Consider the following 23,331-nt stretch of genomic DNA (forward strand, 5'->3'; position numbering starts at 1 on the left):
GGTTATATGATTTTTAATCATCATCCATCGAAATTGAAAACGGCGCACAAGGCGTTCCTTGGTGAAACACCATTTTCCATTGTTCATTACTTTTACGCCAAAGCGACATACGCAATGAATAATTAAACTCAGCGCGAGCAGAGCGCCTAAAAGCAGCTTGGTAACTAAGTTGCACTACATCATCGCTCAGCATTCGGCCCTTAAAATGCTGATTATAAAACTGTGGCACAACCTCGGTAGGTAAACGAGTTAGTACTTGGTATTTATTAAATGTAGTGCCATTAGCAGCAATTTCGATAAATTCATCATCGAGTAAAGCGTCTAATGCGCGCTCAGATTGGCGAACTTCTGGGTCTAGTAACTGGCGCTCAGCGTCAATCAAATGATTAAACAACGACACTTTTATTTTGCTGCTCATAACCTTCCCTATTGTTTATAAACTTGCCCGGCTTTCATAACAAATTGTACGTTTTTAAGTACGTCAATATTTTTAAGCGGTGAGCCATCCACACTGATAATATCTGCTTGTTTACCAACACTCAAGTCGCCAATGAGTGCGCTTTGCCCCAGCAGTTTAGCTGCATGTATGGTTGCTGATTTAATAGCTTGGGCTTTGCTCATTCCATTGTTTACCATTAAACTAAATTCGTTAGCATTAAGCCCATGACGCGACACCCCAGAGTCTGTTCCAAAAGCTATATTAACCTTGTTTTTCAGTGCAAGTTTAAACGAAGCCTGCATTTTTGGAGTCACTTCACTCACTTTGTCGGCTATTGCCGGTGGCATATTTGGGTTTGTAAGCACCTCTTCACTTACCGTTGCCCCCGCTAAAAGCGTCGGTACTAAATAAGCCCCCGTTTTTTTAAATAACTTTATTGCCTCTTTATCTAAATAAGAGCCATGCTCAATAGAATCTACACCGGCTTTTAAGGCCGCTTTTATACCTTGTGTGCCGTGTGCATGGGCTGTAACTTTACGTCCTAAGTGGTGAGCCGTATCAACAATTGCAATCAGCTCTGCATCTGTAAGTTGTTGGTTAACCCCAGCAGCGGTATTACTTAGTACCCCACCCGTGGCAGTAACTTTAATTACATCAGCGCCACTTTTAATTACCTCGCGTACCGCACGGCTACAATCATCCGCGCCATTACATATACCAATCCCGCCTGTAACCGCATCTGTAATATCTTTTCGATATCCGTGCATATCTGCGTGTCCGCCGGTAGGCGATATTGTATTACCCGCTGCAAAAATGCGTGGGCCGTTAATATCATTTCGCTCAATAGCGCGCTTTAGCGGAAATATTACTTTGTGATCGCTACCTAAATCACGCACTGATGTAAAACCCGCATCGAGCGTACGTTGTAAATATTTAATTGAACGCAAAGCATAATCGGCATCATATTCTGTAGCCCAGCGGTGAAGGTTTGCTTTAGCATCTCGCTCAAACGTTACGTGAACATGCATATCAATAAGACCAGGCATTACAAATTGATTTTTAAGATTGATAATATCGGCATCAGGTAGGTTAAGTTCTGCTTTTGTGAGGTAGCCGTTTTTAATGGCTGTTATTGTATTATCTGTGATGACTAACGTTTGCTCTGTTTTTACTTTTTGATCTTCGGATGCAAGTAAACTGCCAGCATAAATAATTTTATGCTGTTGAGCAAAAGCCCCATTTGTTATTAATGCCAGCGTTATTGAAGTGAATGTTGTTATTAGTGTTGTTTTCATACTTGCTCCTTTTTTATACTAGCATTACCTTAAATAACCTGTAATTGCGAATATTTACGATACAAAACATGCTATAAACTAGTCTTGAAAGCCGTTTTTTGGTATAACTCCCCCATTAGTAACACATGTCAGACCACCTTAAGAGAACATACTATGCCTTACGCACATATCACTGGTTGGGGTAAATGCATTCCACCAGCAAGCATTAGCAACGATGAAATTAGTGAAATAGTTGATACCACCGACGAGTGGATAACCACGCGTACTGGCATTAAATCTCGCCGAGTGAGTCATGTAAGTACCGCTGAGCTGGCAACCGTTGCTGCTAAGCATGCTATTGCGTGCGCAGGCATTGATCCTAAAGATATTGATTTAGTGATATTAGCAACCTGTACACCTTCTACTGTTGTGGCAAATACCGCCTCACAAGTGCAAAAAAACATTGGTGCAACAGGCGCTGCCGCAATGGATACAAACGCGGCATGTTCGGGCTTTTTATATGCATTGCAAGCTGCTACAGCACAAATTCAAGCGGGTATGATCAAAAAAGCAGTCGTCATTGCCGCTGAACGTATGACCTGGTATGTAAACTGGGCACGTCGCGACAGCGCTGTTTTATTTGGCGATGGCGCAGGTGCAGTAATACTTGAAGCTGCCGATACGCCAGCGGGTTTACTTGGTACCAAAACCGGTTGTGACAGCGAAGACCGCGATATTTTACACATCACCAACTTTGGTAGCGATTTAAATAAGTATGAGCCAATTGGTCCTTCTGATTTATTATTTGAAGGTCGTGAAATTTTTAAACGTGCTGTAAAAGGTATGAGTGAAGCCTGCGACGACGTACTGCAACAGGCCAACTTAAGCCTTGACGACATTAATGTACTCGTTCCACACCAAGCTAACTTACGTATTATTCAGGCTATTCAGCATCGCTTAAAAGTACCTGACGAAAAAGTAATGGTTAACATTGGTGACTATGGTAATACCTCTGCTGCGACTATTGCTATTGCGTTATGTGAAGCGGTTGAGCAAGGGTTAATTAAACCGCATTCAAACATTATGTCTGCAGCATTTGGTGCAGGCCTTACGTGGGCTGCAAGTTACATAAAATGGGGCGAACGTGTAACGCCTATTAGTGTAAGCGATGCTGCTTTACCACCGTGTGATAAAACTGGTTTAGAGCTTGTAGCACCGGCCGTTAAAGCATGTAAAGAAGCGCAGCCTAGCTAGCACAACATGTAATAAGCCACATTTAAAACGCACTTATTTAAGTGCGTTTTTGCTTTTTAAGGAATTAAATTTGAAACTTTTAGGTATTCATCACGCTGCGATTATTTGTAGTGACTATGCACGTTCTAAACACTTTTATAGCAATGTACTTAAACTTAACGTTATTAATGAGCACTTTAGAGCTGATCGTAATTCATATAAATTAGATTTAGCCATGCCCGATGGTAGCCAAATAGAGCTATTTTCGTTTGATGGTTCGCCCGAAAGACCCAGCTATCCAGAAGCACAAGGCTTAAGACATTTAGCTTTTAAGGTAGCGGATGTACAGATTGCAAAAACGTATTTAGAGTCGTGCGATGTAAACGTTGAGGATATTAGAGTGGATGAAATAACCGGCAAAAAGTTTACCTTTTTTGCCGATCCAGACAACTTGCCACTTGAGCTTTATGAGGTTTAAAGCTCAAGTTATTTCTTACTATTGAATCAAAGACTTACTTATTAAAACGATTTTGTAAGTAGTTAAATACAGCACGAATACCTAATGCTTCACCACCCGTTGGACGACCTGGTAATGCGCGTAAGTTCCATGCCATTACATCAAAGTGTACCCACGGTGTTGTTGGTTCAACAAATTCTTTTAAGTAAAGCGCTGCGGTAATAGCACCACCAAACGGTGTGCTTGCGCAATTTGCCATATCGGCTACATCACTTTTTAGTAAGCTTTTGTATTGCTCAAACAACGGAAGTTGCCAAACAGGGTCATGTACACTTAAACCGGCGTCAATAATGCCATTTGCTACATCGCGCTCTGTTGAGAAAAAGCCCGGAAGCTCCGTGCCCAGTGCAACACGACATGCACCCGTGAGGGTAGCAAAATCAATAATTAGCTCAGGATTATCGTTTTGCGCTTCGCTTAATGCATCACACAATACTAAGCGGCCTTCAGCGTCTGTATTATCAATTTCGACCATAATACCTTTGCGCGTTTTAATAACATCGCCTGGGCGAAATGCATTGCGCGATACTGCATTTTCAACCGCTGGTACAAGTACACGTAATCTAATTGGTAAGTTAGCTGCCATAATAAGCTGCGCTAGTGCAATTACATGCGCCGCGCCGCCCATGTCTTTTTTCATGTTACGCATGCCAGAGCTCGGTTTTAAATCAAGTCCGCCTGAGTCAAAACATACGCCCTTACCGACTAGTGTAATTAATGGAGCATCTGTCGCGCCCCATTTTAAATCAAGTAAACGCGGTTTATTTTCGCTTGCACGACCCACCATATGAATAGTCGGGTAGTTTTGCTCTAGTAACTCATCACCAACCCACTGTGAAAATTCGCCATTGTAAGTTGCAGCTAAATCTTCCATAACTTGCGATAAATGTTGCGGCATCATATCTACCGCTGGAGTATTAACTAAATCACGTGCAAGTGTAATGGCATCAGCTTGTTGGCTAATGCGTTCATATAACGCTTTATCGCTAATGGCTAATTGCGCCTTTGCTGTTGGTTTTTCTTTGTATTCACTAAATTCGTAACCACCAAGTACAAACCCTAAAGCAACCTGCTCTACAAAAGCGCTGTCGCCTTGAATTTGATAAGTACCTGTAGGAAGTGTATTTGCTAAATTACCCGCAGCCCAAAAATCATCGCTGCTTTGCATTAAATAAAATACCTGGCTTAACTCGCCCGTTTTAGCATCAGGAATTAAAGCAACACCTTGCTTTTCAAAACCTGTATTAGTTAACCAATTTTGTATAAATGCAGGCTGCTGTGCTTGCCAGTCAGATAATTCGTTTTTAAGAATAAAAGATAAAGGAATACCAGAAGATGTATGACGTAGTAATGCACTCATTAAAAAGCTCATATAATATAAAAATGGTACTTAAGAGCATATCAATAAGCGCACCTAAAAGGTATCGCTAATTTGAAGGGATTTTAGCTACTTTTTAAAGCTATTTTTAGATTCTTGCTTTTGATTTTCTTGATCTATTTTAGCATCTAGTTCTTTAATAGATTTGTTCATATTAAACGAACTTGGCAGTACATCAACTCCCACCAAACTCCCTAATTTAACAACTAAAGGAATTGTAAGCGGAGCAAATGGTAATACAGCAAATACACCGAGCCCTAACCCTTTTAAAATATCAACAAATTGCTCATTTGCGCGTTTTAACTCTTCTTTACTTGTGTGGCCTTGAGTGTAACGCCTATAAATAGAGAGCATTTCTTTAGTTTCTTGTTTTTCTTGGGCGAGTGCGATTTTAAGCGCCACCATAGCACGGCGAAAACGCAGCTGTTGGCGTTTTTTACTAATTTTAACTACCCGCCAAGGTGCACGGTGAATAACTTTATATAATCGCATAACTTTTATTTTCACACAGCAGCACAGGTTCACAAAGAATAATTTACTTTCAACACCCTTTAACTTACCCTTTGCACCAAATTAGTATTAAATACATACAACAATGCAGAATATAACAAATCAATTACCGCAAAAACCTGAAAAACCAAAATCTGATGAATGTTGCGGTGGTGGCAGTTGCTATCCCTGCGTATGGGATGAATACAAAGAAAAATTAGAAGCTTGGCGGTACGCACAAAACATTGAAAACCCCACAAAAAAAGAAACAAATAAATAACATTTAAATGCAGTTAGCGCATTAATATTCCCCTCAATAGCCTTATTTGCACTTATTTAGTTCATTTTAGATTCACTTTGCACCACTGTTGCATTTTTTCTTAAATTGAATCTTTTTGTTATCAAACGGTTAATTAGTAATTGCCCTTCCTGTTTTTTATCTATAGTCTGTAGATAGGACTTCACAAGAAGTAAGCTTAATTGATTAGGCTTTTGAGCTAAAACCTCAAACTTATGTGAAACAAAAAATTAAGTTAAAACAAATGATGTGAAATTCACATCAAAAATAAGAATTATTCTAACTGGGGAAAATTAGAATGAAATTAAAAAGTAATGCGCTAAACCAAGCAATCAAATTTGCTTTAGCTACAACCACTGCAGGGTTATTTATTTCTGGATCTGCTATTGCGGCAGACGAGCAGGAACAAACTAAAGTAAATAAAAACGTTGAAAAAATTGCCGTAGTAGGTACGCGTTCAGCTCCTCGTTCAATAGGTGACTCACCGGTTCCAATCGACATTATTGGCGGCGAAGAGCTTGAAAAGTCAGGTAACACTGACATGCTTGAGCTTTTAAAAGGTGCAGTACCATCGTTTAACGTACACCAAAACCCTATCAGTGATGCGGCTTCTCTTGTTCGTCCAGCTAACTTACGTGGTTTACCGTCAGACAGCACATTGGTTCTTTTAAACGGCAAACGTCGTCACCGTGCTTCTGTAATCGCATTTTTAGGCGGTGGTATCAACGATGGCGCGCAAGGCGCAGATATTTCAGTTATTCCAAGCATTGCGATTAAACAAGTAGAAGTACTTCGCGATGGCGCGGCTGCGCAGTATGGTTCTGATGCAATCGCCGGTGTAATGAATTTCCAACTAAAAGACGCTTCAGAAGGTGGTAAATTAGAAATCCGCCACGGTCAATTTTATGAAGGTGATGGCGATACAACACAAGTGTCGGGTAACGTAGGTTTACCGTTTACCGACAATGGTTTTGCTAATTTAAGCTTTCAATATAAAACAGCTGATGCAACAAGCCGTTCAGTTCAACGTGCCGATGCTGCAGCACTTTCAGCTGCCGGTGTGCCTGAAGTATCTTCTCTTGCACAAGTATGGGGTGCACCAGAAGTAGATGACGATATTACTATTTTTGGTAATGTGGGTTTAGAGCTAACAAACGACTCTGAATTTTACATGTTTGGTAACTACTCTGAACGTGATGTACGTGGCGGTTTTTATTACCGTAACCCGCAAACACGTTCTGGTGTTTACTCAAATGATGGTGGCGAAACACTACTTGTTGCCGACACAACACCTGATATGAGCGCTAACTGTCCAACTATCACAATAACAGACGGCAATGTACTAGATGATCCTGCTTACATAAATGGTGTAGCAAACAACCCAGATTGTTTTGCCTTTAATGAGATGCTTCCAGGTGGCTTTACACCTAACTTTGGCGGCAACATTACAGATACTTCTTTAACTATTGGTACTAAAGGTCGATTCACTGGTGGCTTCTTAAAAGATACTTACTATGACTTAAGCGGCACTGTTGGCTTAAATGAATCACGTTACTTTATTTACGACACGGTTAATGCCTCTTTAGGTGCAGATACACCACGAGACTTCAGCCCGGGTAAATACGAACAACTAGAGAAGAACTTTAACTTTGATTTATCAAAAGGTATCGACTTTGGTTTAGCTTATGATGTAAACATTGCCGGTGGTTTTGAATGGCATGAAGAAACATTTACTATCGTCTCTGGTGATGAAGAATCTTACACTGCAGGCCCTTTAACAGCACAAGGTTTTGGTATTGGCTCTAATGGTTTCCCTGGTTTTAAACCATCACAAGCAGGTGAATTTTCTCGCCGTAACTATGCAGCATATGTTGATGTTGAAGCACCGTTTACTGAAGACTTTTTAATGGGCGTAGCACTTCGATTTGAAGACTACGACAGCTTTGGCACTACCACTAACTATAAAGTAATGGCTCAATACCATTTAACTGAAGATTTAAATATTCGTGGTTCTGTAAGCAGTGGTTTCCGTGCACCTACAGTTGGTCAAGCTAACGTAAGTAATGTACAAACAAGTTTAGATGGCGGTGTATTACAAGATTCAGCGCTTCTTCCACCAACAAACCCAATTGCAGTGCAATTAGGTGGTACAGAGCTTGAGCCGGAAGAATCGCAAAGTTATACGCTTGGTGCTGTATACACAATTGGCGAATTATTTTTAACGCTTGATTACTACAACATCCAAGTAGATGACCGTATTAGCCAATCAGATAAAATCAATTTAAGCCAAGCAGACAAAGATACCCTTGCAGCAGCAGGAGTACCTAATGTACAAGGCCTTGCTCAGGTAAGCTTTTTTACAAATGACTTTGACACAACAACACAAGGTATCGATTTAGTTGCAAACTATACAGCTGAATTAATGGGCGGTAGCTCTACATTTAGCCTTGCATATAACTGGAATGATACTGAAGTAACTAAATTTAGTGAAATTACAGGTGCGTTTAAAGTTAAGCGTTTAGAAGAAGATTTACCTAATCATCGTGCAACGTTCACATTGTCTCAACAATGGGAATCAGTTTCTGCATTTGCTCGTGCAAACTACTACGGCGAATACCAAGGTGTTCACGTTGATTATGATGCAACAGCTAAAACAGCAGATGCTGCAGTCACTATTGATGCTGAAGTAACTTACTTTTTAAATGAATCAGTTAGCTTCTCTGTAGGCGCTCAAAACTTATTCGACCAAGATGCTGAAAAACTTGATTTTGCAGATGCAACGGGCATCCCTAATAACAACTGGGGTGGTCAGTTCTACGAAACATCTCCGTTTGGTATTAACGGTGGCTTTTACTACGCTAAAGCAACATATACTTTTTAAACTATTTTCATGAAGAACCAAAGGCGAAATGTTAAAGACATTTCGCCTTTTTAATTTTATAGTTAATAAAAATAATAATGAACAATACCAATTGCATTGAATAAGTGTTCTATTATAGCGCTCAGAAAATAGCGTAATTACAAGGCGAAAACTATGATATATAGTTGCTCTATATGAATAATTTTTAACGCAGTGAGTACGCTATTTAATGCGATAGAATGATTATTTTTTAATAAAATTGGTATAACTATGCTACTTGAAAAAGCCAACCAACTACTGCAACAAAATAAACTCAAAGAAGCCGAGTTCCATTTTAAAGCAATTTTAAATAGTAACCCTGAAAATGGTGAGGCTTTATTTGGCTTAGGCAGAATTGCCTTACGACTAGAACGTTACGACGCTGCTGTATACCTACTCCAAAAAGCTTGTGAGCGCTTGCCTCATATGCTTGAACCATTACATGCCCTTGCTGATGCATTTAACGGTGTTCATTCGCCAAACGATGCACTAACGGTGCTTGAATACGCAAAAAAATTAGCAAGTCATAATCCAGAACCTCATTATTACTTAGCACAGCACTATTTAACACATGGCGAGTTAGATAAAGCTCATACAACTTTTGCTTATGCACTCAGCATTGGTGTATACCCTGTAACAGCCTATATTTTATTTGAACTTGTACAATTAGGTCGCTTTGATAAAGAACATAATTATGTAAGTAATTTGCACCACTTATTAACTCAAACGAGTAATTTACGTTTAAAAATGGTGTGTTACTACGCATTAGCAAACAGTTACGATGCACTTGAGGATACCGAGCAAGCATTTAATTATTTTATATTGGCGAATAAATTACAAAAAAAATTAAGTGAATTTAACACTAAAGATTTAACCCCTTTTTACGATGAAATAATAAAATACAACACCGAGGAGTTTATAGCCTCTGCCGATAAAAAGTTTACGGGTAATATCACACCTGTATTTATTATTGGCATGCCTCGTAGTGGTTCTACCCTTGTGGAGCAAATGTTGGCAAGCCATAGTCAGTTTTCGAGCCTAGGAGAGAGCACGAGTATTAGTAATAACGCAGTTGCTTTTATCGAACAAAAAACGGGAGTGACTTACCCGCAATGTTTAGCACATTTAACGCCGGATTTAATCAAAAAAGCCCGCGAGCTGTATATCACAACATTAAAAACAGCATCGCCCATCAGACCTTTTATAATAAATAAACTGCCGAGTAATTATCAGTCGCTCGGACTTATATATATTCTATTTCCAAATGCTAAATTTATAAATTTAAGTCGTGATTTTAATGCCACCGCATTTTCTATCTTCACTAATTACTTTGCTGAAAACGAGCCTTACTTTTGCTCACTACCTGAGTTTAAGCTTTATCATAAGTTGTATAAAAAACTGATGAGCCATTGGCACTCTTTTAAAGAGATGCCAATTTATGATGTCAGTTACGAAGATTTAGTGAATAACCCAAAAGAGCAGCTAACGCAGTTACTTGGTTTTTTAAACTGTAGTTTTGAAGAGCGCTGCTTAGCGTTTTATAAACAAAAAACACCGGTAACGACCTTGAGTAAACATGCTATTCGCCAACCTATTAATAATGCCGCAATTGCTAAGTGGGAGCGTTACAAAACACCTCTTCTAAAGTTACTTGATGAGAATTAATTAATCGGATGTGCTTTAAACCAATTAAGTAAATCTTTAAATTGATCATCACGCGCACTTGGGTGGGTAAGCATATTAATATGATCGTAATCAAAATTATGCCCGTGTTTACGACCGTAAATTCGCATTTGCTGAATGCCTAGCCCCGATTCGTCCATAAATTTTTGAATATCGATTGGTTGCGCTAATGCTTTATCTTTTACCGCAGCAATATGAAGCGTTGGCGGTAAATGCAGGTTGTTTAGCGCTTTTGCATAATCAAAATTATCATCAGAATCTATCCATGGCTTCTTTTTAGCCCATTGCATACTTTGATAATGCGACTTTTGAGTTTCGTTATCGCTGCCCCACTTATAACCTTTAGCATTTAAATAGCCATGTTTTTTAGCAAGTAAAGGCGCCATAAAATACCAAATTAAATTGGCTTGTAATAATTTTTGAGGATGATTATTAAATAAAGAACGCTTAGAGCCAAAATACACACATGCTTTAACGTCGTTAATATATTCTGGAAAACGTGCAAACGCGCTGTTCATCAATACCCCGCCCCAAGAGTGAGCAACCCAGTAGTCTGGCTTTTTGCCCTCAATCAACTCTATTTGCTTAATAAAGGCAGGGATGTCTTCTAGGATAGACTCAGTTTGTCCATGTTCGGACTCACTCGAAATGATTGGCTTGCTATCACCTCGGCCACGTAAATCAGCCACATAACATCTATACCCATGCTCAGCTAAAAAAGGGGCAAGTCCTTTATTAGAGTGCGTGTAAAAAATCTTACCGTTTTCTATTGCTCCATGCATAAAAAATACGATGGGCCCTTGCTGATCTTCATCGCTAATACGGCGTAAATGAAGAGTTTGCTGAGAGTCTAAATCAACTATTATTGATTGCTGAGAAATTGCCACAGTTATTCCTTTTTATTATTTTCAACTCATCCTACCAGTAATATTAAATATACCAAAGGAAATGTCTGCACTTTACTCATCAGCATTTGTTACAATCACCACATCATATCTGTTGTTAAAATGAAGCCATGAAAGAAAATAAAGCACGTTCAAAATTACACCCTCGTAACCTACATAAAAATGGGTACGACTTCGATTTATTAACAACAGAGCATCCTGCTCTACTGCCCTTTGTTATAACCACACCTGCAGGGACTAAAAGTATTGATTTTAGTGATAACAAAGCCGTTAAAACACTTAACCAAGCTCTTTTAAAAGCACATTATAATATTGATTTTTGGGATATTCCCGAGCACAACTTATGCCCGCCTATACCTGGGCGTGTTGACTACATTCACTACTTGGCCGACCTATTAAGTGATGATAACCAACAACAAATACCTTTAGGTAAGCAAATTAAAGTACTTGATATTGGTACTGGTGCTAATTTAGTTTACCCGCTTACTGGTACAAGTGAATATAAGTGGCATTTTACCGGGACTGATATTGATACAGCCTCAGTAAAAATAGCAAAGCAAATTGCTCAGTTTAATGGTTTAAAAATAAGCCTAAAACAACAAAAAAACGCATCACATATTTTTAAAGGCGTTATAAATCAAAAAGATCTATACCATTTAACGCTCTGTAACCCTCCGTTTCATGCAAGTGAAGAAGAGGCAAGTAAAGGCAGTGAACGTAAATGGAAAAACCTAGGAAAAACACCCAGTAGCACGCTTAACTTTGGTGGCCATAATAATGAATTGTGGTGTGAAGGCGGTGAAGTACAGTTTATCTCTAATATGATTAGAGAAAGCGAAGACTTTGCAGAGCAAGTACTGTGGTTTACGTCGTTAGTCTCTAAAAAAGATAATATTGCAGCCCTTGAAGAAGTATTAAAAGCTCACCCAATAGCACAGTATAAAATTGTTGATATGGCACAAGGTCAAAAAATTAGCCGCTTTATTGCATGGACCTACTTTGATAAAGACACTCGTGAGCAAATTTGTAGCGAGCTTGATTAATACCAATTTTATTAAAAATAATAAAAAGGATAAGACAATCATGATAGATTTTCGCTCTGATACAGTTACAAAACCAACAAAAGGAATGCGCGATATTATGTACAACGCACCGGTTGGTGACGATGTATATGGTGATGATGAAAGCGTTAACCAACTAGAAGCCTATGCGTGTAAGCGTTTTAATTTTGAAGCCGCACTTTATTGTAGCTCAGGCACACAAGCCAACTTACTTGGGTTAATGGCGCACTGTGAGCGAGGTGACGAATACATTTGTGGCCAAAATGCTCACAATTATAAGTTTGAGGGCGGCGGCGCAGCTGTATTAGGATCTGTTCAGCCACAGCCTATTGAAAACGAAGCTGATGGCAGCATCCCTTTTAGTAAAATAGCGGCGGCTATAAAACCAGACGATTGCCATTTTGCAAAAACGCGATTGCTCAGCTTAGAAAATACCATTGGCGGAAAAGCACTCCCGCTTGAGTACTTAGCCCAAGCACGTGACTTTGTTAATACGCATAGTTTAGCGCTGCACTTAGACGGCGCACGTGCTTTTAATGCCGCTGTTGAGCTAAAAGTTGATATCACTGAAATTACAAAGCACTTTGACTCAGTTTCTTTATGTTTATCTAAAGGTTTAGGTGCGCCCGTAGGCTCTTTATTATTAGGCTCACCAGCATTTATTAATAAAGCAAGACGATGGAGAAAAGTACTTGGTGGCGGTATGCGCCAAGCCGGAATGCTTGCAGCTGCCGGGCAGTTTGCACTTGAGCACAATGTAGAGCGCTTAAAATACGATCATGAAAATGCACGTTATTTGGCTCAACAATTAAGTGAAATCAGTGGCTTTACTGTCGATATGACTAACACCACTAATATGGTTTACGCAACATACAGTAGCAGTATAAATATTGAAGATATTGCTGAAGCGCTTAAACAACAAGGCATATTATTTAGCCCAAGCAAGCAGCTTAGGCTAGTTACGCATTTAGATATAACCCGCGAAGATATTGATACATTTTTAAATGCTTTATCGGCCCATATTTAACGCGGCTTTATAATGTTTGCGGCATACCGAAACATATCGGTCATTGCCGCCAATTTCTACTTGGTTACCATCGGCTATTGCTTCGCCATTTTCATCGGTACGCAGTACATGGTTAGCTTTACGCCCGCAGTGGCAAACAGTTTTAAGCTCAACTAACTTATCAGCCCACGCAAGCAAATATTGCGACCCTATAAATAGCTCGCCTCTAAAGTCGTTACGCAGGCCATAACACAATACCGGTATACCGAGTTCATCAACCACATCGGTTAATTGCATTACTTGTTCTTTTGATAAAAATTGGCACTCGTCAACTAACACACAATGGCGCTTCTTATCATTATTGAGTGATTGAATAAGATCAAAAACATCTTTACTGGCATCAAATACATGCGCATCAGCTTGCAAACCAATACGAGACGATACTTTACCCACGCCTTGTCTATCATCAATGGCAGCAGTCAGGATCACAGGTTCCATACCACGTTCTTTATAATTAAATGCAGATTGTAATAACGTGGTTGATTTACCTGCATTCATTGCAGAGTAGTAAAAGTATAATTGAGCCATTGCGGTGCCATTTTATAAAAAGTGCGCTTATGCTACCTTAATATTAAATTAATACCAATTTACAAACGCGAATTTTATTTTGTCAGGGCCTGTTTATTTAAGTGTTTGTAAGTATTTAATATACACAGGTGCACTTTCAAATTTTGATAACCACTGCCACATTTGTAAGCTTAGAGCATTATTTTCTTCGTAGAATTTTTTTGAAAAAACAAGATAACCATGGCTGGTTTCGTAAGGGGGATAAATAGGTTTAACATTATTACCCTCATACGGATAACTCGACACTTTTAAGCCATCTACTTGGCATAGATCAACGCTCGCTTGCACTACCCCCTTATCTAGCAACTCAAAAGCTTTGCTTTTAGAAAACGTATTATGAATAAAAAATGGTTCTTCTTTTAACGCGCTATTTAGCCCATAACCATTAGGAATAGCTATCGTAAATGCTTTATTTTGAAATACTTCACGAGTCTCCCATTCCTTATGAAATTTATAACGCCCTATAAGGCAGCTGCCAAATTCACTTACTGCGTAGTCATCTTGTAACTTACCTTTCTCATCAACAGGGTAAACAGCAACGTTTTCTCGCCCTTTGCGGTAACTTGCAATAACAGCATTAACTCGATTAAATTCTAAATCGTTTAAGCATCTACGCCATGGCTTTCTAACAAATGATATTGCTACATTGGGCAATGCTAAATCAAGTTTTTGAAGTATTTCGATTGATGCACCGGGTTTATCCGTTGGCGTATTTCGCCCTTCACCTAAAAACATAGGAGCTATATTTTTGTCTTCGTAACAAAACACGAGACTTTGCGGCTTGCTAAATGCAGTAGCGGTAAACATTAAACTGGCAATAAAAAAGTACACTAAGCTATTAATACGCATAATAATTTTTATTAGTTAGTTATTTAAATTATAGGTTGAGTTAAGCAGACTGACTATATTTTATCAAATAATTTACATTAATCCTTCGTGTTTCAGCAACCACAGTTTCCTATCAAGCCCACCAGCATAGCCCGTTAACTTTGCATTTGCGCCAATGATTCGGTGACACGGCACAATAATACTAATCGGGTTTTTACCATTCGCAGCGCCTACCGCTCTCACCGCTTTTGGGTTATTGAGTTGGTTTGCAATATAGCCGTATGTTTGTGACTGTCCAAAAGGTACTGTTAATAGTGCTTGCCATACACTTTGCTGAAATACTGTACCGGTTGTATCAAGTGGTACATCAAACATAGTGCGTTTTTTTGCAAAGTACTCATTTAACTGCGCTGCGCAAATAAGCACCGCCTTGTTAGTAACTTGCTCAAATGGCGTATAAGAGTATTCAACTGGTGGATAAAAACCAACGTAACTCACACCTTTATCAGTCGCTTGAATAATTATGTCGTCTATAGGGCTCGAAATTGATGTTTGAATGATCATTATAATTGCTGCCAAAGTTGAAACGTTAAGTAAGAGCGAAAAGGAGCGCAATTAGCAGGCTCAAATGGGTTTGCCGCCGCTTGAGCTTTTTTAACACCTAAGTCGCCATCAAGTAATATATCGGGTTGGCTTTGTCCTCGCAGCTTTGCATAATTTACTGTCCATGGGCCAATTCCCTTTAAGCTAAGCCATTCGTCTAAATCGTCATTTTCAGGATTTAGTGCACAAAACTGGGCTAAGTTGTGTAGCGCATTTTTGCGTGCTTGTGGCATTTTAAAAAATGCAAAATCACTATTAGCAACAATTTTAGCCGTAGGAAAATAAACGGCATCGCCCTCTTTTTCGCCTAATTCATCAACTAACTTTGTTACTAAATTATGCGCCGCAGTAACACTCACTTGTTGCCCAAGTACAGCTCTTATACCGGCTTCAAAACTTGACCAAATCCCCGGAAGTCTGAGCCCTTCACACACTGTAAACGCATTGTTTATATTGGCGCTTAAATGCGTTTCAATTAAATTAATATCGGCATCTAAATCAAGCACACGGCGTATATTGTTTATAACAGGTTGTAAGTACACCGTATTGTCTATATTGATAGATACACTAAAGTGGTTTTTACTCGCTATAAATTCAGCGGTAAAGCTTCCTTTATATTTCTCACTTGCAAAAGTACGCCCGTAGCTCGTTTGCGTTATCCACTCCATTGGTTTAATCAACCGCCTTTGTAAAAAGCCCTGCAAAGCAGGCCAATTATAAGGCGGCCTAAATGGTAGCGTTAACCTGAGTGTTGATGTTGGTTTTTTATCGCCACTGCGCAGCTTTGACGGAGCTATATTTAACTGCTGTAAAAATGCATCATTAAAACGCCTAATGCTTTTAAAGCCTGCGGCAAACGCTATTTCGGTGAGGGGTAAGTGTGTTTCTTGAATCAGTTTTTTAGCAAAGTGGCATTGGTTAAATAATCGATATTGCGTAATCGGCACGCCAAAATACTGCTTAAACAACTGCCTTAAATAACGACTACTTACGCCTAAACGAGCTGCTAATTTTTCGCAGTCGTGTTCATCATTTTGATCTATTAACTGTTTTGCTCTAAGTGCAGTTGTTTTTGTACCCTGCCATGCTGCGCTGCCAGGGGCACTATCGGGCCTGCAACGAATACATGGCCTAAAACCATCTTGCGCCGCGTTATGGGCAAACTGATAATAAGCAACGTTTTTTTCGTGAGCCGTTGGTGCAGGGCAAATTGGTCTGCAATAAATACCGGTACTTTTTACCGCTACGTAAAAAAGCCCGTCAAAACGAGGATCGCGACTCTGACGTGCTTTTTGCCAATGTGAAGTGTCCATAAACGGCTCTATAAATTAATCTAATAGAGCCTAGCTTATAGAAAATAAACTGTATTACTAGCCATATTCGGCACTCAACTTACTGCGGCTAGATAGCGTTTTTCAACTTCAGTCCAATTAATTACACTATAAAAAGCAGCAATATAGTCAGGACGCTTATTTTGATACTTCAAATAGTAGGCATGCTCCCATACATCAAGTCCCAAAATAGGGGTATTTCCCTGCATTAAAGGGCAATCTTGATTAGCACTATTTTCTACAATCAACTTTTTATCTGGGGTCACACATAGCCACGCCCAACCACTGCCAAATTGACTAATTGCAGCAGCAGTAAATTGGTCTTTAAACTTATCAAAACTGCCAAACTGTTCATTTATTGCCTGGGCTACACTACCTTCAGGTTCACCTCCTCCTTGAGGGCTCATTACTTGCCAAAATAAGCTGTGATTAAAATGCCCTCCTACATGCTCTTGTACTGCTTTTTGTAAATTACTAGGCAGGCTGTTTATTCCCTTAAGTAATTTTTCAGCATTTGCGGTTGCATAAACAGTATCTGCTAAAGCAGCATTGGCTTTATTGATATACGTTTGATGATGCAATGTGTGGTGAATATGCATTGTTTTACCATCAATATGAGGCTCAAGCGCATCGTACTCATAGTTAAGTGCAGGCAAAGTAAAAGCCATAAATACTCCTTTTTCTTTTAAATTAGTGCAGTTGATTGTTTGTAGTGCTCTCTGAGCATAAGCAAAAATTCACTTGCTCTATTAGCTCAGGTAAAAAATGATAGCGTCTTGCAAATAATACAAGTTCAGAGGATGTTTTAGTGTAATGATGCTTACTCACTATTTGTATATCGTAATGAGTATGCTTAATTAGCGAACAGAGTGTTAAGTGTACTTCGCATAGCCATTTGCATGCATTTTCAGGCTGTTGCATAGCTATATAGGTATCAGCTAAATTATGCGACGCAACAACAAGTGCGGGTATGCAATGCTCAATAGCATGGATGACATTGTTATTAATCTGAGCATATAAAAACTGCTGAAGAAGATGATCTGCAAGTGTTTTAGCTAATAAGTATTTATCGCGGGCTTCGAGAAGTGCACCTTGTTCAAATGCATAATTACCTTGCATTATATTCGACTGCCAAGGGCTTAATGCTTGATCAAGACAAAGTAAATCTGAGTGGGATTGTTTTTGATTTGAGATCATATAATCATCTGCACGTTTATTTATGGGCGTGTAGTTAACTTACACACCCATAAACCTAAATGCAAATGATTTTCATTAACTATTTAGCAAAATCTAGTAATTCCTGCCCCGTTAAGCGATATATTATCCATTCGTTTTGAGGCTTTGCACCAATGCTATTGTAAAAATCGATAGCGGGTTTATTCCAATCAAGCACTACCCATTCAAAACGACCACAGTCATTACTAATCGCCTTATTAGCTAAGTGCTTCATAATGGCTTTACCTGCACCATTGCCACGGCTATCTGGGCTTACGTATAAATCTTCAAGGTATAGGCCATTTTTACCTAACCATGTAGAGTAATTATAAAAATAGACCGCAAAACCAATTGGCTCATCACCTTCTAAACAAATTATGCTGTGCGCAGTAGCACCGTCGCTAAACAGCGTATCTAAAATAGCCTGTTCGTCTGTTTTAACTGCATCCGGTTCTTTTTCATATATGGCAAGTTCAGTAATAAAGTGCAAAATTGTTTTCGCATCACTTGGTTTTGCATCACGTATTATAACGGGTTGGCTCATTGTATTTTTACCTTAAATATACTGCTCTAATTTATCTTTTAAAATATCTAATTGAATCGGTTTGCTCAAGTAGTCATCCATTCCAGCGGTTATACAACGCTCTTTATCAGAGTCCATTGCGTTAGCCGTAATAGCAATGATCCTAATGTTTTTGTGTTGTATACCCGCCATACCTTTACGTATAGCTGCAGTTGCAGCAAAGCCATCCATAACAGGCATCTGGCAATCCATAAGAACGAGCTTAAAGAAACCAGAATCGTGAGACTCCAATATATCTATCGCTAATTGACCATTTTCGGCAATTGTAACGTCACAATTAAGCTTTTTGAGCATTAATGTAGCCACTTGCCGATTAATTGGATTATCTTCTACAAGTAATATTTGGGTAGGTTCCTGCACCTTTTCTTTTTTAAGAGAGGAAATATAGCCTGAAGTAACAAGTGGGAGTGTCTCATCTGAATCATTACTTGTTATGACTGACAGTGCAGAAATTAAATCGGCAGTAGTTACAGGTTTGGGGAAATATGCCTGAAAGCCTGCATTAGAATAGCGCTGCGCACCTTCCATACCAGCAATACTGGTCATCATTACAAGTGGCATTGATTTATAATGTTCATGTGCTTTTAGTGCTTTACACAGCTCTATACCATCCATTCCTGGCATTTGCATATCAAGCACTGCAATATCATACATACAATTGTTACTTTTATACTGCTGCGCGCACATATCAAGAGCTTCGCGTGCGTCACATGCAAGCGCAACCTTAGCGCCCCAGTGCTCAAGCTGCTGTGAAATTACAATTCGATTTGTCTCGTTATCATCAACAACCAAAACGGTTAGCTCTTCCATATTAATATTAGGAATATAACGTTCTTTTTGATCTCCCGGAGTCAGCATTATAGTGGCAGTAAAAGTACTCCCTTTACCGGCTTCGCTAGTGAGAGAGATAGCTCCCCCCATTAGTTCACAAAGCTGCTTACAAATAGCCAGCCCTAAGCCACTGCCTCCATATTCACGCGTTGTTGATGCATCGACTTGAGAGAAAGGGGTAAATAATTGCTCTTGTTTTTCTAAACTAATTCCTATGCCTGAGTCCTTTATACTTACAACAAACTCTATACCTTGAGCTACTTTATTAATTTTCGCGCTTACAACAACCTCGCCTTGACTCGTAAACTTAACGGCGTTGCTTAATAAATTAGTAATAACTTGGCGAATGCGCCCAGGATCGCCGCATAACTGCGAAGGCTCTAGCGCTACCAGATCCAAAATAATTTCAATACCTTTGTCTTGAGCTGTAAATGCTTGTGCGGCAGCAACTTCACCAATTAAATCACGTCCATTAAAGTTAATCTCTTCAAGCTCGATTTTACCTGCTTCAGCTTTAGAGAAATCTAAAATATCATTAATTACACCCAATAAAGAATGTGCACTTTTTTTGGCTATATCTACTTTTGTTTCTATTGGTTTAGATAACGATTCTAATTGAACAAGCTCTAGCATACCGAGTACGCCATTCATTGGCGTTCTAATTTCATGGCTCATGGTTGCTAAAAATTGGCTCTTAGCAATGGCTGCATCTTCAGCTTTTACAAGTGCTACTTTTAGCTCCTCACTAATTACTTTTCGTTTTTGAGAAACTAAAGTGCTTCCCACTAAAGTAGCTAATGAGCGAAGATACGTTTCTTCACTTTGCGTCCAGTTGTGATGCTCGCCTACTGTTTCAGCGCACAAAATACCTAAATTACCATCGCCTGTTGCAATTACAGCATCAAGCATCGATTTAATATTTAGTGGTGTTACATATACTTTAATAAAATCAACAGTTGCTGAGTGAGTATAAACATCATCAATAGCCACTAAATTATGTTTATAAATAGCATTAAAATAAGCTGGGTAGTCTTTAGCAGTTAAAATAGCGTCGGTATCTACAAACCCTTGACCATTTATATATAAGCAATGACACGTCATCACATCTCGTTTTTCGTTAAAGATCCATATCGAAGCTCGTGTAACATTTAGCACTTCACACATAGATTTAACGGCTAGCTTTTTAACCTGTTCTACATCACTATTTTGCACCTCAGGTGCGACTGTAAGCGCGGCTAAATTTTTGTTATAACGATTTGCTTTTTCGCTCTCAAGTTCAAGTCGTTTATGTGCATCAATACTTTGAAATGAACCAAACACACGTACACATTTACCGTCTTTAAGCTCAGCTTGGCCCATCGATTTAACCCAACGCTCTTGCCCAGAATAGGTCAAAATAATAAGCTCTACACTCCAGCTTTCACCTAAAGTCACTGCGCACTCAAATAAGGTACTTATAGTATCTCGGTGTATGCCTGGTTTATAAAAGTTAATAGCGGTATCTATGCTCGGTTCAAAGTCCTCTGGTACTTCGTGAATAACTTTAACTTCATCAGACCAATAAAGTGTATGCGCATCTAAGTCCATCTCCCATGCGCCAATCTGCCCTTGCTTACTCATTGATTCAAGTAGGCTTTGCTGACGATTTATTTTTAACTGTGTATTGTAACGCTCTGTAATATCAAAAATAAATCCATCTAAATACAATATGCTGCCATCATCTGCGTAAATGGCTTGGCCTTTTTCATTTACCCAATGTAAGGAGCCATCGCGGGCTGTAATCCTATACTCAACAGACCATGACTGCTTAGCGCTAACACAACGTAGAATTTCATCTTTTATTTTTTTAGAATCGTCTTCGCATATCAAATCAAAAAAGCTGGGGGGTTCATCATGTATCAACTCATCAGGTGAATAACCTGTTATTCCACTCGCTTGCTCGCTCATATAAAGCATGCTTAATTTATTATCAAACTTACATCGATAAATAATGCCAGGGATATTTGATACCAAAGATGCAAACCTATCGCGGCTTCCTTGTAGCTCAAGCTCTGTAGATTTTCGTTCTGATATATCTAAATGCGTACCTATCATACGTTTTGGAGAGCCATCGGTATTCCACTCAACTACTTTTGCAGTATCGAGTACCCATATCCAATGTCCATTTTTATGCTTCATGCGGGCTTCACTAACAAAATAGTCAGTCTCACCGGCAAAGTGCTCTTGAAGTTTTTTATTTGATATCACTAAGTCGTCTGGGTGAGCATATGTATACCAAGTATCTATAGTACAAGGCTCAATCTCACTGAGTTTGTAACCTATTATCTCGGCCCAGCGGTTATTAAACGTCACTTTATTAGTATCAATATACCAATCCCAAATACCCACGGCTGTTGAGTCTATCACTAGCTGTAACTGTGTTTTGTGTTGCTCAAGCTCTAGCTCTTGTACTTTCAGGGCTGTAATGTCATTACGAATAGCAATATAGTTTTGCGGTTTTCCATTTTCATCTAAAAATGGTGCAATTGTCGTATCTACCCAATATATGCCACCATGCTTAGTTTTATTGCATATTTGCCCGTTCCATATATCACCACGTTTAAGCGTTTTATACATATTTTTAAAAAATGCTTTTTCGTGTTTTCCTGAATTTAAAAGGCGATGGTTTTGACCTATTAATTCGTGTTCATCGTAGCCACTAATCTCACAAAATTTCTTATTTACAAAAGTGATGGTGCCATGCAAATCAGTTACAGCAACAATAGCGTGTTCATCTAATGCACTTTTTTGCTCGGCTAATTGTTTTAATGCAATTTGAAGTGCAGAGCGTTGCTTTTGTAATATACTTTGTTGCTCTTCTTTTACGGCTACTAAATTACGTAAACCCAATGAAAGCTGGTTAAACTCAATACTGTCGTTTATTACAGGGACTTTTACCTTGTCTCCTTTTGTAATACTTTCAACAATTTTAGCTAAGTTAATTAAAGGTCTAAAAAGTCGACGCCCAAACCACCACGATGACGTTAATATAAGCAGTAATGCCCCCGCATTTGTTAATAAAGCAAGCTGTTTATAAAAATTAGCACCTTGTAGTGCAACTTCTTTTGGTTTTGTTACAAGTAACTGCCATCCAGATTCATTTAAAAACTCTAGAGAATCAATATACCCGTATAAAGTCTCTTCATTTTTATTACTGTAAGAAAAGACACGTTGCATTGGGGAGCCGTTTTGAGAGAAAAATAATGGTTGAGAATCTTCTGAATTATTATTTTTTTGAATTTTATTATTATGCATAACATAAAATGTTATGTCTTTATTTGCAGCGTGTATTTTACTTAGATTATTTAATAAGCCGTTTAAATTTATATCTGCGAGCAATATGGCTTGTAGCTTATTTTCGGTATTTACTAACGGTAAGCCAATAATATGATACTCACGCCCTGAGACTGTCATTGACTGAAATTGGATTTTACCTGTATTTTTAATACCAGAGAGTATGTTATTAAAACGTTGATCTTTAATAATATTAATAAAGGGAGATGAAGGTAGTGATTTAACGAGGTTTACATCAATAAGTTCTACATTATTAACAAAGTCGTACTGCTCAACAAATTGCGCTATTAATTGTTGTTTTTTAGTCGGGCTAATATCAAACTGCGCCCTAAGCAAATATAGATCCTTAACATGCTCTGCAAACCAAATATCAGCAAATTGCTTACCTATATTATTAAGCTCGTTAAGTTCAGCGTCTGCATTTTGCTTAAGCGTGCTATTTACATGTCCAAGGCTAAACCAAGTAAGTATACAAAGTGGCCCTAAGGCTATAATTATAAAGGTTATAATTAACTTACTTCGAACAGACTGTCCTTTACCTGTTAATTCACCAAAGTTTAAACCTTTGTGCATGCTTAATATCCAGCAACTTATAATCATTTAATATTACTTACATTAATGCACTAAATATATAAAGACGCAAGTTTTGAGCGGTAAACTCCTTAAAAAATGGGTGTTTAGCGTTACAATATTAAATTCACACTTTTTAAAATATACGCCTTTATTACTAACTTATAATTAGATTTATTGACGCTACCACATCTGTAGCGGTTTTAAACCAGCCATGATATAAGCAAT

Annotated in this window: 20 protein-coding genes; 7 read left to right on the forward strand and 13 right to left on the reverse strand. The window is 38.7% G+C overall.

The window, feature by feature from the left end; all coding sequences use genetic code 11:
* Nucleotides 1-13: 13 nt before the first annotated feature.
* Together H5122_RS08305 and H5122_RS08310 are read right to left on the reverse strand one after the other, a co-directional pair.
* Nucleotides 14-418: a DUF4440 domain-containing protein gene (locus tag H5122_RS08305; protein WP_024595765.1), complete on the reverse strand. Its 405-nt coding sequence runs from the start codon at nucleotides 416-418 to the stop codon at nucleotides 14-16.
* An 8-nt stretch (nucleotides 419-426) separates the two neighbouring features.
* Complete coding sequence (locus H5122_RS08310; protein WP_182681584.1) at nucleotides 427-1,734, reverse strand: amidohydrolase family protein; 1,308 nt, start codon at nucleotides 1,732-1,734, stop codon at nucleotides 427-429.
* Between the two features lie 153 nt (nucleotides 1,735-1,887).
* Here H5122_RS08310 and H5122_RS08315 point away from each other — a divergent pair, with 153 nt between their 5' ends.
* Entirely contained in the window at nucleotides 1,888-2,967 is a 1,080-nt protein-coding gene (locus H5122_RS08315) for a ketoacyl-ACP synthase III (RefSeq protein ID WP_182681583.1), read from the forward strand.
* Between the two features lie 70 nt (nucleotides 2,968-3,037).
* A complete protein-coding gene (locus H5122_RS08320; protein WP_182681582.1) occupies nucleotides 3,038-3,424 on the forward strand; it encodes a VOC family protein in 387 nt (128 codons plus the stop codon).
* Between the two features lie 34 nt (nucleotides 3,425-3,458).
* Here the strand turns inward: H5122_RS08320 and H5122_RS08325 are convergent, their stop codons facing one another.
* Together H5122_RS08325 and H5122_RS08330 are read right to left on the reverse strand one after the other, a co-directional pair.
* Nucleotides 3,459-4,823, reverse strand: coding sequence for a M17 family metallopeptidase (locus tag H5122_RS08325; protein ID WP_182681581.1), 1,365 nt, complete (start codon nucleotides 4,821-4,823; stop codon nucleotides 3,459-3,461).
* An 87-nt stretch (nucleotides 4,824-4,910) separates the two neighbouring features.
* Nucleotides 4,911-5,333 (reverse strand): hypothetical protein, encoded by a 423-nt coding sequence (locus tag H5122_RS08330; RefSeq protein WP_182671104.1) that lies wholly within the window; start codon nucleotides 5,331-5,333, stop codon nucleotides 4,911-4,913.
* A gap of 103 nt (nucleotides 5,334-5,436) precedes the next feature.
* Here H5122_RS08330 and H5122_RS08335 point away from each other — a divergent pair, with 103 nt between their 5' ends.
* From H5122_RS08335 to H5122_RS08345, 3 genes are all read left to right on the forward strand, one after another.
* On the forward strand, nucleotides 5,437-5,610 hold the full coding sequence (locus tag H5122_RS08335; RefSeq protein ID WP_182681580.1) for an oxidoreductase-like domain-containing protein: 174 nt from the start codon (nucleotides 5,437-5,439) through the stop codon (nucleotides 5,608-5,610).
* Nucleotides 5,611-5,926: 316 nt separating this feature from the next.
* Nucleotides 5,927-8,509 (forward strand): TonB-dependent siderophore receptor, encoded by a 2,583-nt coding sequence (locus tag H5122_RS08340; protein WP_182671103.1) that lies wholly within the window; start codon nucleotides 5,927-5,929, stop codon nucleotides 8,507-8,509.
* Between the two features lie 249 nt (nucleotides 8,510-8,758).
* On the forward strand, nucleotides 8,759-10,192 hold the full coding sequence (locus H5122_RS08345) for a sulfotransferase (RefSeq protein WP_182681579.1): 1,434 nt from the start codon (nucleotides 8,759-8,761) through the stop codon (nucleotides 10,190-10,192).
* Here H5122_RS08345 and H5122_RS08350 read toward each other — a convergent pair.
* Nucleotides 10,189-11,097 carry an alpha/beta fold hydrolase gene (locus tag H5122_RS08350; protein WP_182681578.1) on the reverse strand — a complete coding sequence of 303 codons (909 nt, stop codon included), beginning with the start codon at nucleotides 11,095-11,097 and terminating at the stop codon, nucleotides 10,189-10,191. The two genes, H5122_RS08345 and H5122_RS08350, sit on opposite strands and share 4 nt — an antisense overlap.
* Before the next feature lie 128 nt (nucleotides 11,098-11,225).
* Between H5122_RS08350 and rlmF the strand changes: the two genes are divergently transcribed.
* Both rlmF and ltaE read left to right on the forward strand, forming a co-directional pair.
* Nucleotides 11,226-12,158: a 23S rRNA (adenine(1618)-N(6))-methyltransferase RlmF gene (rlmF, locus tag H5122_RS08355; protein WP_182681577.1), complete on the forward strand. Its 933-nt coding sequence runs from the start codon at nucleotides 11,226-11,228 to the stop codon at nucleotides 12,156-12,158.
* A gap of 40 nt (nucleotides 12,159-12,198) precedes the next feature.
* Nucleotides 12,199-13,203 carry a low-specificity L-threonine aldolase gene (ltaE, locus tag H5122_RS08360; protein WP_182681576.1) on the forward strand — a complete coding sequence of 335 codons (1,005 nt, stop codon included), beginning with the start codon at nucleotides 12,199-12,201 and terminating at the stop codon, nucleotides 13,201-13,203.
* On the opposite strand, the gene H5122_RS08365 is transcribed toward ltaE, so the two are convergent.
* The 8 genes from H5122_RS08365 to H5122_RS08400 form a co-directional block, all read right to left on the reverse strand.
* Complete coding sequence (locus H5122_RS08365; RefSeq protein WP_154902930.1) at nucleotides 13,186-13,770, reverse strand: thymidine kinase; 585 nt, start codon at nucleotides 13,768-13,770, stop codon at nucleotides 13,186-13,188. The two genes, ltaE and H5122_RS08365, sit on opposite strands and share 18 nt — an antisense overlap.
* A gap of 93 nt (nucleotides 13,771-13,863) precedes the next feature.
* A complete protein-coding gene (locus H5122_RS08370) occupies nucleotides 13,864-14,658 on the reverse strand; it encodes an amino acid ABC transporter substrate-binding protein (protein ID WP_182681575.1) in 795 nt (264 codons plus the stop codon).
* Between the two features lie 72 nt (nucleotides 14,659-14,730).
* Nucleotides 14,731-15,201 (reverse strand): methylated-DNA--[protein]-cysteine S-methyltransferase, encoded by a 471-nt coding sequence (locus H5122_RS08375; protein ID WP_182681574.1) that lies wholly within the window; start codon nucleotides 15,199-15,201, stop codon nucleotides 14,731-14,733.
* Nucleotides 15,201-16,553, reverse strand: a complete 1,353-nt coding sequence (locus H5122_RS08380; RefSeq protein WP_182681573.1) for a DNA-3-methyladenine glycosylase 2 family protein — start codon at nucleotides 16,551-16,553, stop codon at nucleotides 15,201-15,203. The genes H5122_RS08375 and H5122_RS08380 overlap by 1 nt, the downstream gene beginning before the upstream one ends.
* A 74-nt stretch (nucleotides 16,554-16,627) precedes the next feature.
* Nucleotides 16,628-17,239: a superoxide dismutase gene (locus H5122_RS08385; protein ID WP_182681572.1), complete on the reverse strand. Its 612-nt coding sequence runs from the start codon at nucleotides 17,237-17,239 to the stop codon at nucleotides 16,628-16,630.
* A 22-nt stretch (nucleotides 17,240-17,261) separates the two neighbouring features.
* Nucleotides 17,262-17,768 (reverse strand): hypothetical protein, encoded by a 507-nt coding sequence (locus H5122_RS08390; protein ID WP_182681571.1) that lies wholly within the window; start codon nucleotides 17,766-17,768, stop codon nucleotides 17,262-17,264.
* A 79-nt stretch (nucleotides 17,769-17,847) separates the two neighbouring features.
* Nucleotides 17,848-18,330 carry a GNAT family N-acetyltransferase gene (locus H5122_RS08395; protein WP_002958990.1) on the reverse strand — a complete coding sequence of 161 codons (483 nt, stop codon included), beginning with the start codon at nucleotides 18,328-18,330 and terminating at the stop codon, nucleotides 17,848-17,850.
* A 12-nt stretch (nucleotides 18,331-18,342) separates the two neighbouring features.
* Complete coding sequence (locus tag H5122_RS08400) at nucleotides 18,343-23,106, reverse strand: PAS domain-containing protein (protein WP_182681570.1); 4,764 nt, start codon at nucleotides 23,104-23,106, stop codon at nucleotides 18,343-18,345.
* Between the last annotated feature and the right edge of the window lie 225 nt (nucleotides 23,107-23,331).

Source organism: Pseudoalteromonas sp. SG43-8 (genome assembly GCF_014164245.1).
GTDB classification, from domain to species: domain Bacteria; phylum Pseudomonadota; class Gammaproteobacteria; order Enterobacterales; family Alteromonadaceae; genus Pseudoalteromonas; species Pseudoalteromonas distincta.